The organism is Micromonospora sp. NPDC002411 (genome assembly GCF_053592955.1).
Genome location: NZ_JBSFBM010000253.1, coordinates 1 through 9,959, shown reverse-complemented (window position 1 = coordinate 9,959; position 9,959 = coordinate 1). Strand labels below are relative to the sequence as shown.

Annotated in this window: 7 protein-coding genes and 3 pseudogenes; 4 read left to right on the top strand and 6 right to left on the bottom strand. The window is 71.4% G+C overall.

Going from position 1 to position 9,959, the window contains the following annotated elements:
• The 3 genes and pseudogenes from ACWCO3_RS25300 to ACWCO3_RS25290 form a co-directional block, all read left to right on the top strand.
• A pseudogene (locus ACWCO3_RS25300) lies at positions 1-861 on the top strand (nitrite reductase (NAD(P)H)); the annotation flags it as partial.
• Positions 858-1,205, top strand: a complete 348-nt coding sequence (gene nirD / locus ACWCO3_RS25295) for a nitrite reductase small subunit NirD (protein ID WP_145778927.1) — start codon at positions 858-860, stop codon at positions 1,203-1,205. The pseudogene ACWCO3_RS25300 and the gene nirD, both read left to right, overlap by 4 nt.
• Positions 1,205-2,293 carry a uroporphyrinogen-III synthase gene (locus ACWCO3_RS25290; protein ID WP_145778926.1) on the top strand — a complete coding sequence of 363 codons (1,089 nt, stop codon included), beginning with the start codon at positions 1,205-1,207 and terminating at the stop codon, positions 2,291-2,293. Before nirD ends, ACWCO3_RS25290 begins: the two co-directional genes overlap by 1 nt.
• A 47-nt stretch (positions 2,294-2,340) precedes the next feature.
• On the opposite strand, the gene ACWCO3_RS25285 is transcribed toward ACWCO3_RS25290, so the two are convergent.
• The 4 genes from ACWCO3_RS25285 to ACWCO3_RS25270 all read right to left on the bottom strand — a co-directional run bounded on the left by ACWCO3_RS25285 (position 2,341) and on the right by ACWCO3_RS25270 (position 6,939).
• Complete coding sequence (locus ACWCO3_RS25285; protein WP_145778925.1) at positions 2,341-2,964, bottom strand: GTP-binding protein; 624 nt, start codon at positions 2,962-2,964, stop codon at positions 2,341-2,343.
• Positions 2,945-3,310 carry a DUF742 domain-containing protein gene (locus tag ACWCO3_RS25280; protein WP_088950207.1) on the bottom strand — a complete coding sequence of 122 codons (366 nt, stop codon included), beginning with the start codon at positions 3,308-3,310 and terminating at the stop codon, positions 2,945-2,947. The genes ACWCO3_RS25285 and ACWCO3_RS25280 overlap by 20 nt, the downstream gene beginning before the upstream one ends.
• Before the next feature lie 90 nt (positions 3,311-3,400).
• A complete protein-coding gene (locus tag ACWCO3_RS25275; protein ID WP_007465177.1) occupies positions 3,401-3,808 on the bottom strand; it encodes a roadblock/LC7 domain-containing protein in 408 nt (135 codons plus the stop codon).
• Positions 3,805-6,939, bottom strand: coding sequence for a sensor histidine kinase (locus tag ACWCO3_RS25270; protein WP_358051758.1), 3,135 nt, complete (start codon positions 6,937-6,939; stop codon positions 3,805-3,807). The genes ACWCO3_RS25275 and ACWCO3_RS25270 overlap by 4 nt, the downstream gene beginning before the upstream one ends.
• A gap of 444 nt (positions 6,940-7,383) precedes the next feature.
• On the opposite strand from ACWCO3_RS25270, the gene ACWCO3_RS25265 reads away from it, so the two are divergent.
• Complete coding sequence (locus ACWCO3_RS25265) at positions 7,384-8,562, top strand: ABC transporter substrate-binding protein (RefSeq protein WP_357929691.1); 1,179 nt, start codon at positions 7,384-7,386, stop codon at positions 8,560-8,562.
• Between the two features lie 223 nt (positions 8,563-8,785).
• On the opposite strand, the pseudogene ACWCO3_RS25260 reads toward ACWCO3_RS25265, so the two are convergent.
• A pseudogene (locus ACWCO3_RS25260) lies at positions 8,786-9,526 on the bottom strand (ABC transporter permease); the annotation flags it as partial.
• A 219-nt stretch (positions 9,527-9,745) separates the two neighbouring features.
• Positions 9,746-9,959 (bottom strand): annotated as a pseudogene (locus tag ACWCO3_RS25255) (ABC transporter substrate-binding protein); the annotation flags it as partial.

Below are 9,959 nucleotides of genomic sequence, written 5' to 3'. Positions count from 1 at the left end.
ATCCCGGGCGGCGAGATCACCCCGGAGAAGCTCATCGTGATCGGCGAGGTGGCCCGGGACTTCCAGCTCTACACGAAGATCACCGGCGGGCAGCGCATCGACCTGTTCGGGGCGCGGGTGGAGCAGTTGCCGCAGATCTGGCGACGACTGGTGGACGCCGGCTTCGAGTCCGGTCACGCGTACGGCAAGGCGCTGCGGACGGTGAAGTCCTGTGTGGGCGAGACCTGGTGCCGGTACGGCGTACAGGACTCGGTGGGGTTGGCCGTCGCCCTGGAGCTGCGCTACCGGGGGCTACGTGCCCCGCACAAGCTCAAGTCGGCGGTCTCCGGCTGCGCCCGCGAGTGCGCGGAGGCCCGCAGCAAGGACTTCGGCATCATCGCCACCGAGACCGGCTGGAATCTCTACGTCGGTGGCAACGGCGGCTTCCGGCCCCGGCACGCCGACCTGTTCGCCACCGACCTGTCCACGGAAACGCTGATCACGCTGATCGACAGATTCCTCATCTACTACATCCGCACTGCCGACCGGCTGCAACGCACCGCCGGCTGGATCGAGGCGATGGACGGCGGCCTGGACCACCTGCGCTCGGTGATCGTGGACGACTCGCTCGGGCTCTGCGCCGAACTCGACGCGGCGATGGCCCAGCACGTGTCGTCGTACTCCGACGAGTGGCGCGACGTGCTCGACGACCCGGACCGGCTGCGCCGCTACACCTCCTTCGTCAACGCCCCCGACGTACCCGACCCGTCGATCACCTTTGCCCTGGAGCGCGGCCAACCGGTGCCGGCACGGGGCGACACCCCCGCCGACGGTCACCGCCGTCGGCCGGTCACCCTCGGCCTACCGGAGGTACGGCGATGAACCAGACCATCACGCTGAGCTGGACAGCTGTCTGCACCCTCGACCGCCTCGAACCGGACCGGGGGGTCGCCGCCCTGGTCGACGGCGCACAGATCGCACTGTTCCGGACGGCGGACGGGCTGTTCGCGATCGACAACCGCGATCCGGTCTCCGGGGCGTACGTGCTGTCCCGGGGCATCGTCGGCAGCCGCGGCGGTGTGCCGACGGTCGCCTCGCCGCTGCACAAGCAGGTGTACGACCTGCGCAGCGGGCACTGCCTCGACCTGCCCGGGGTGGCCGTGGCCCGGCACGACGCACGGTGCCGCGACGGTCTGGTCGAGGTGCGGCTGCGACAGGAGGGTTGATGCGGGAGGAACTGGCGGGCTTCACCATCGGGGTGACCGCCGACCGGCGGCGCGACGAATTGGCCGCGTTGCTCGAACGGCGGGGCGCCCGGGTCGTGCTCGCCCCGGCGCTGCGGATCGTGCCGCTGTCTGACGACACCGAGCTGCGCGAGGCGACCCGCGCCTGCCTCGACCAACCGCCGGACATCCTGATGGCGAACACCGGCATCGGCATGCGGGGGTGGTTGGAGGCGGCCGAGGGCTGGGGGCTGGGCGAGCCACTGCGCTCGGTGCTGGCCAGCTCGTACGTGGTGGCCCGCGGCCCGAAGGCGCGCGGCGCGATCCGTGCGGCCGGGCTGCACGACCAGTGGTCGCCGGCCTCGGAGAGCTGCGACGAGGTGGTGGACCACCTGCGTCGGCGGGGCGTGGCCGGGCAGGTGATCGCCATGCAGTTGCACGGTGAGCGGCAGCCCGACTGCACGATGGCACTGGAGGCGGCCGGCGCGACGGTGATCGAGGTGCCGGTCTACCGCTGGGCTCCGCCAACCGACCCGGCGCCGCTGCACCGGTTGATCGACCTGATCGCCGGCCGGCTGGTGGACGCTGTCACCTTCACCTCGGCGCCGGCGGCCGAGGCGCTGCTGCGGGCAGCCGGGGACCGTACCGACGCGCTGCTCTCCGCGTTCCGCAGCGACGTGCTCGCCAGCTGTGTCGGCGCGGTGACCGCCGAGCCGCTGCTCCGACGCGGGGTGCCGGTGAGCGCGCCGGGTCGGGCCCGACTGGGGGCCCTGGTGCGGACCATCGTCGACGAGCTGCCCCGCCGGACCGTGACGTTCAAGGCCGGCGGGCACCTGCTGACGCTGCGCGGGCACGCCGCCGTGATCGACGGCGAGTTGCGGCCACTCGCCCCCGCGCCGATGGCGGTGCTACGGGCCCTGGCCCAGTCCCCCGGCCGGGTGCTGTCCCGCACGGCGTTGCTGCGCACGCTGCCCCGAGGGGCGGACGAGCACGCGGTGGAGATGGCCGTCGCCCGCCTGCGGGCCGGCCTGCGCGCGCCCCGGGTGGTGCAGACCGTCGTGAAGCGCGGCTACCGCCTCCGGGTGGACTGACGCGTCGCGGCCAGCCGGTGGACACCGGCCGGCCGGGACACGACAGGTCAGCCGACCGGTGCGGCGAAGCCCCGGCCGTGCTCTGCCTCGAGGCGGAGCATGGCGTGCTCGACCACCGTCACCAGCACCTGCTTGACCGACTCCCGGTGCCGGGCGTCCGTCATCACCAGCGGCACCTGCGGCGAGATGGCCAGCGCCTCGCGGACCTCCTCCAGCTCGTACTGGGGAGCGCCGTCGAACCGGTTCAGAGCCACCACGTACGGCAGGTTGCGGTTCTCGAAGTAGTCCAGCGGGGCGAACGCGTCGGTGATCCGGCGCGTGTCCACCAGCACGGCGGCACCCACCGCACCTCTGATGATCTCGTCCCACATGAACCAGAACCGGGTCTGACCGGGTGTACCGAAGAGGTACAGGATCAGGTCCTGGGCCATGGTGATACGGCCGAAGTCCATGGCGACCGTGGTGGTCTCCTTGCCCGGCACCTTGGACGGGTCGTCGATACCGACGCCCGCCGCGGTCATCAACGCCTCGGTGGTCAGCGGTGTGATCTCGGAGATCGCCCCGACCAGTGTCGTCTTACCGACGCCGAAGCCGCCCGCGACGACGATCTTCGCGGAGACGATTCCCCGGCCCGGCCGCCCCCCAGCGGGGTCATAGCCTGCGAAGTCCACTTAGCACCCTTCCAAGCAGTTCCATCCGCTCCTCGAACCCCTCGGCGGGAGCAGCAGTGTGTAACGTCAGCAGGCTCTCGGCCACCATGTCGGCGACCAACACCCGGGCGACGCCCAGCGGCATCCGGGTGTACGCGGCGATCTCCGCCAGCGACTGTGCTCGGCCCTCACAGACCGTGGCGATGCGGTGCTTGTCATGCCCGGCGAAGCGGGACTCGGCGACCTGGGTGAGAGACGCGGTGAGGACGGCCTCGAGGGCGATGTCCTGCCGGGGCTCGGTACGACCGCGGGTGACCGCGTACGGACGCACCAGCGCCCCGCGTGGGTCAACGCGCCGTTGGTCCATCCCCGATCACCTCCTCGTCCCCCGTGGAGTCGGCGGATGCCGGCTCCGGTCTCAGGCTCGGCGCACCGATCGCGCGCCGATCCACCGGTGCTAGGACCGCACCGCGTCCCGCGGCAGCGGCACCAGCGCGGCGCCCACCCGCTCGACCAGCAGCGCCATCTCGTAGCCCACCTGGCCCACGTCGCAGCTCCGCGCGGCCAGCACGGCCATCGACGAGCCGTCGCTGATCGACATCAGGAAGAGGTACCCGCTGTCCATCTCGATGACTGTCTGCAACACCCCGCCCGCGCTGAACATCCGGGCCGCGCCCTCGGTCAGGCTCACCACGCCAGAGGTGATCGCGGCGAGCTGGTCGGCCCGGTCCCCGGGAAGATCCCGGGAGGACGCGAGCAGCAGCCCGTCGGCGGACACCGCCACCACGTGGGCGATACCCGCCACGCTGTCGGCGAAGTTGGTGAGCAGCCAACCCATGTCCTGCATGGCAGCTGGCCTGTTCATCGGCTCTCCTTGGTCGAGGTGCTGTTCAGGTCCGTTCCGGCCGTCCGACCGCGCTGTACGCCGCGGTGGTAGGCCGACAGCAGACCACGTACTTCATCCGGGGTCCGCCGGCTGCGGTCCCGGCCGCTCTTCGGTTCGATGCCGCCCGGCACGAGCTGTGCCTGTGGCACCCGCTTGGGCAACCCGGATCGGGTGGTCCCGGCCGGGGCCGGCTCGGCGGCCCGACTGGCCCGCGACCAGCCCTCGTCCGCGGCCGTCCGCCAGGCCTGCGGGTCCGCCGACGGCGCGCTGGGCGCCGCGGCCGGCCGGGCAGCCGGAGGCGGAGTGTACGACGGGGGGGCCGAGGGGGGCGTGCCGAGCCCGCCCGCTGTCGCGCCGCCGAGACCCCCGCCGCCCGAAGCGGCGGCACCATCGGTGTTGGAGGTGCCCGGGGTACGGGTCGGCAACTTCGGCCGGGCCGGCGCGGCGGCCGGCACGGGAGCGGCAGTCGGCCGGGAGTCGCCGCGCGTACGCGGACCGGCGTCGGCCGAAGCTGCGGTGGTCGGCGGCGGCTCGTCGAAGTTCGGCCTGGTGAAGATCGCGGTGGCGTCGTCGCCGTGCGACCGGAACCAGACCGCCTCCATCTCCCGGAAGATCGGCGCTTCGGCGGGGAAGTCCGGACGGGTGCTGACCGGCGCGGCGGGCACCGACGGGGCGGCGGGCGGTGCCACCGCGCCGAGTCCGGCGACGGGCCCGACCGGCAGGCCCGGGTTGGCGGCGCGCCCGTCCTCTGCGTCCGAGGTCGAGCCACGCCGGGGCAGCGGGTCGATGGTCGGGTAGGCCACCGTGGGACTGCCCGTCGAGGCGCCCAGTCCGTTGCCGTACGAGGGCCGCGCCGGCGGGAGCGGTGCCACGGGTGCCGGGGCTGCGGGTGCCGGCGGCACCGTCGAGCGCGTGCCGGCGTACCCACCCGCCTGCACGGCCGGAGTGGTGTCCCGCGAATCCAGTGGGGACTGCCACTGCGTGGTTGCCGGTGTGTTGGTCCGCCACTGGTCCGGCAGCGTCGCCGCCGAGGTCGCGGCGCCGGCGAACTGCTCGGCGTGCCCGGCCGGCGTGAGCGGCGTCTGCTCAACGGCCATCGGCTGACGCGGGCGGGTGAGCGCCTGGTCGCGTCCCCGGCTGCTGGGCAGCACCACGGTGGCGGCGGGCAACGTCACCTGGGCGACGGTGCCGCCCTCCACGTTGCGACGCAGCTCCACCCGGATGCCGTAGCGGGAGGCGAGCCGGCTGACCACGGCCAGACCCATCAACCGGAACGCGGCGACGTCGACGCTCGGCGGTGCGGCCAACCGGCGGTTGAGCGAGTCGAGCTGCTCGTCGGTGAGGCCGAGCCCACGGTCCTCGATCTGGATGAGGACGTAGTCGCGGATCCGGCGACCATCGGCGACCACAGTGGTGTTCGGCGGCGAGAACCGGGTGGCGTTGTCGAGAAGCTCGGCGACGAGGCGTACCACGTCGTTGACCGCGTGCGCGGCCACCGAGATGTCGGTGTCCACCGTCCCGAACTCGATGCGGTTGTACAGCTCCACCTCGGACTGGGCGGCACGCAGAACGTCGACCACCAGCGCGTCGTCGCGACGCGGTACTGCCGAGTCGGCACCGGCCAGGACCAGCAGGTTCTCGTCGTTGCGGCGCATTCGGGTGGCCAGGTGGTCCAGCTCGAAGAGCTGCGCGAGCCGCTTCGGGTCCTCCTCGCCACGCTCGATCGCGTCCAGCTCACCGATCATCCGGTCGACCAGGGTCTGACTACGGCGGGCCAGGTTGAGGAACATCGCCGAGACGCTGGTACGCAGCGCCGCCTGCTCGGCCGCGACCCGTACCGCCTCGCGGTGGACGACGTTGAAGGCCACCGCGACCTGACCGACCTCGTCGCGGCTGTTGAGCTGGATGGGGTCCCGGACCTGGCGGACGATCTCGTCCACCCCGCCGTCGCCCACGCTGCCCATGGTCTGCAACCGCTGCACGGCGTCCGGCAGGTCGTGGTTCGCCACCGAGAGGGCGCCCTCACGCAGCCGGCGCAGCGAGTGGTTGAGCGAGCGGGCCAGCACCACGGCCAGCGTCACGGCGATGATCAGCGTCAGCAGCACCAGTACCGACTCGACGACGGCCTGCCGGATGACGTCCGAGCGCGCCTCGTCGGCCTGCTGGAGCAGTCGGTCCTGAAGTTGGATCTCGGCCCAGCGCATCAGGTCGTTCACCGCGCCGATGGCGGCGGTGGCGTCCTGCGCGGTGACCAGCGGGCGCTGCCCGACCGAGCGGGTGATGTCGGTGGCCACCCGGTCGGCCAGACCGACCGCGTCACCCGAGACGGTGCTGTCGACGAGTGCGCGCTGTACCGGGTCGGCGGCCAGGGAGAAGGCGACCAGGGACTCCTGCTGACTGGTCAGCGTCGCCACGAAGGAGGAGAACTGCTCCGAGTCGAGCTGACCCGCCGTCAGCGCGGTGAAGGCGACCGCCTGCTCCTCGGCCACGGAGGCCTTGGCGCGGGCGAAGGCGGCAACCGCGCGGCGACTGTCCGCCAGGCTTTCGGAGCCGGGCAGCTGGGCCAGACCGTCGCCGTACGCGACCAGGTCGGTGAGGATGACGCCGTAGCGGAGCACCGCCTCGGCGACCGCCATCTGCCGGCGGTCCAGAACCTCCTGGCGGGTGCCGTCCAGAGTGGCCAGGTGCTCGTCGATGACGGCGAGTCGCTCGCGCAGGGCCGCCGGCACCTCGCCGACCCGGCCCCGCTCGGCGCGGTACTCGTCCACCTGCTGCTGCGTCTGACGGACCCGCAGGTTGTACGCGTCCGCCGGCTGCTGCGGCGTGGCCAGGTAGGCCGCCGCGGCCATCCGCTCGCTCTGGAGATCCTGCGTGAGGGCGCTGACGTCGACGGCGAGCGCCGTCAACGAACGGGCCCGGGTGGCGTCGAGGGCACCCTCGCCAACGGTGATCAACCGGACCGTGGCCAGCGCGATCACCGCCGCCACCGGAACGACCAGGATCAGCGCCAGCTTGGACCGGATTCGTGCGTCCCGCAGTCTGGGCAACCGTCGGCTCGGACGCCGAGTGTTGTCGCCGAGCGCGGGCAGGGCCGTCGGTCCGGTGCTCACGACATCGCCTCCGTCGTTTCTTCCCCGCCTGACCCGCCGAGCCATGCCGTAAGCGGAGGGGACCACGCGCGGCACGGCCGCGATTTCATCAGAGAAGATCGGATTTGGGAAGCCGCAGTGAGGTAGGAAACGGTCGGACGGAGCGCATCCCGTGTTCCGGGCAACTGATACCTTCATTTCCGCAAGCCCCTGAACAGGGCATGTGACTCCAGAGTGGTCACGCGTGTGTGCAAAGTGAGGTTTTGCAAACATTGCGTTACCCCAGCATGTGGGATGACCGTCCCGAAAGCGATGCCGGGGTCCGCGCTTGACCACAGCGCCGGCCATTGGCAAGGTTTTGCAGGCTTCGCGCACACCGTACGGCAGAGAAGATCCCGCCCTCCACTGAGGACGGTTTAGCGGCGATGACCGGGCAGCGCCCGCGCCCGCACCTGGAGGACTGAGTTGAGCCCCATCCGCTCCGCGACCATCGCGGCGCTCGCATCGGCCGTAGTGGCCACCACGCTCACCGGCTGCCAGTTCGGTGAAGCGGACACGGACACGAGTCCGATCGTGATCGCCGTCGACCTCGAACTGTCCGGCGCCGCGGCACCCGTCGGCCGGACATACCAGCGAGCCCTCGAACTCAAGCGCGATCAGTTGAACTCCTCCGGAGCACTGAACGGCCGGAAGATTGAACTGAAGTTCAAGGACAACCGTTCCGACGCCGCCGAGTCGCTTCGCAACATCGCGGACTTCAGCAGCGATTCTCAGGTCAGCGCCATCATCATGGGTGGCTGCAACGAATGCGCGCTCGGTGCCGTGGGGACCATCAACGAGAAGCGGATTCCCACCATTGCGCTCGCCGCTTCCGGCGGGGTCGCCAGCCCGGTCGCCGATCGGCGCTACGTGTTCAAGCTGGGCCCCAACGCCGCCGACAGTGCCGCCGCACTCACCACCGAACTGCGACGCAACAACGTCCGCAAGGTGGGGGCGCTCGTCAGCGACGACGACTACGGCCGGGAGGGCATGGCCGCGCTCAAGAGCGAGTTGGACAAGGCCAACATCACGCTTCGCGAGCAGAAGGCCAAGATCACCGACACCGACGTGAACCAGCAGGTCCGGCAGCTCACGTCGAGCAAGCCGGACGCACTCGTCTTCTGGACCCCGCCGGAGCAGGCGACGCTGGCCGCGACCAGCGCCCAGCAGACCACCTTCCGTGGGTCGCTGTTCTTCGACGCCGGGGCGGCCGGTGACCTCTTCCTCGGCGGTGCGGCCAAGGCCACCGAGCGTGCGACGCTGATCTTCACCCAGACGATGGTGATCGACGACGTGATCGCGACCACGCCGGCCAAGGCCGCGCGGCGGCAGTGGTTCCAGGACTACACGGCACGCTTCGGCGGCTACAACGGGGCGTCGTCCTTCGCCGCGGACGCCGTCCAGCTCATCGCCGACGCGGAACTGCGGGCCGGCGGTGAGATCGGCAAGGTCGACCGCGACGGCCTCCGGGACGTGCTCGAAACCTCCCAGATGGACGGCCTGTCCGGGCCGATCCGGATGACGCCGGACAACCACAGCGGCCTGATGCCGCAGGCGCTCACCACGCTGGTCGCCCGCAACGGCCGCTGGCGGTTGGCGGGGTAACGTTCGGGCCTCGTACTTCTTTCCGCCCGGCGCTCTTCGTCGTGTGCCGGGTGGGGGTGTGGCCGACCGTCCCCGGCTCCGGGCGGTCAGGCTTGATCCCTCCGCCGGGCACGGTCGGCCACACCCGACTCGCCTGCGGCTTCGACGAAAGGGCCGGCCTCCAAGTGGGAGGCCGGCCCTTCGCGTTTCTGGGGATGGTCTTGATCTTGCTTGCTTCTCTGTGTCAGCGGCTGCTCGTGGTTTCGCGGACCCAGGGCAGGGCCAGCCGCTCGGTCAGCAGGAGCGCCGAGTAGAGCAGGATGCTCACCAGCGCCACCAGCATGATCGCCGCCCACGCGGTGGCGGTGTCGCCGACGCCGGCGTACTGCGTGATGACGTAGCCGAGGCCACTCTCGCCGGCCTGGAACTCACCGATCACCGCGCCGATCGCGGCCAACGGCATGGCCACCTTGAGCCCGACGAAGATCTGCGGCAGCGCGGCCGGGAAGCGCACCTTGCGGAACGCCTGCCAGCGGGACGCGTTCCAGGACCGCACCAGTTCGGCCAGGTCCGCCGGAGTGGTGGTGAGGCCGGTGGCGGTCGACAGCACGATCGGGAAGAAGCAGAGCAGGAACACCATGGTGAGGATCGGCGTCTGGCCCCAGCCGAACGCCACCACCAGCAGCGGGCCCAGCGTGATCTTCGGCACCGCGTTCACCGCGACAAGGAGCGGGGTGAACATCCGCTCGACCGTGCGGGAGCTGGCCAGGGAGAGTCCGAGCAGGACACCGGCGGCGACCGAGAGGGCGAAGCCGTACAGGATCTCCAGCATCGTGTCCCAGGTGTGCCCCAGCATCTGGACGGGCTTATCGACGAACGCGGTGAGCACCTCGCCGGGCGGCGGCAGCGCCGCAGGGTGGATCAGTTCCAGCCGGGCGGTCAACCACCACACCGCCAGAGCAATCAGGAGGCCGACCGCGGGCAGCGCCGCCCCGGCTCCGGCCCGGAGACCGGCACCTCGACCCGCACGCCCCGACTCGGGGCCGGCACCCGGGGCCGGGGTCGCCGCCACCGCCGGGTCCGCTGACCGGACGTCGGTCATCTTGTCCTCCTCGAAATCTCACGGCCCCGGTGGGGGCCGACGAGCGACGGGGGTACGCCCCACCGGATCGGCGGAACGTACCCCCTGGTGACGACCGGACGATCAGGCCTTCGGCGCGAGGCTGAAGTCGATGATCTGCTCGGGGGTGATGTTCTGCTTCAGCGCGCCGGCGCCCTGCAGGATCGCGATGCTCTTGGCGACCCGGCCGCTGTCCAGGGTGCCGATCGCGGTGCCGGTGTTGCCGGAACGGACGTACGCAGCCATCAGCTCGAGCTCGGCGGCGGCGGCGACCGGGTTGGAGGCGTCGACGTTCTTC

Excerpts from the sequence above, each read along its gene's own strand:
- ACWCO3_RS25275 (WP_007465177.1), bottom strand. The coding sequence starts at position 3,808 with ATGAACAGGCCAGCTGCCATGCAGGACATGGGTTGGCTGCTCACCAAC.
- ACWCO3_RS25280 (WP_088950207.1), bottom strand. The coding sequence starts at position 3,310 with ATGGACCAACGGCGCGTTGACCCACGCGGGGCGCTGGTGCGTCCGTAC.
- ACWCO3_RS25290 (WP_145778926.1), top strand. The coding sequence starts at position 1,205 with ATGCGGGAGGAACTGGCGGGCTTCACCATCGGGGTGACCGCCGACCGG.
- nirD (WP_145778927.1), top strand. The coding sequence starts at position 858 with ATGAACCAGACCATCACGCTGAGCTGGACAGCTGTCTGCACCCTCGAC.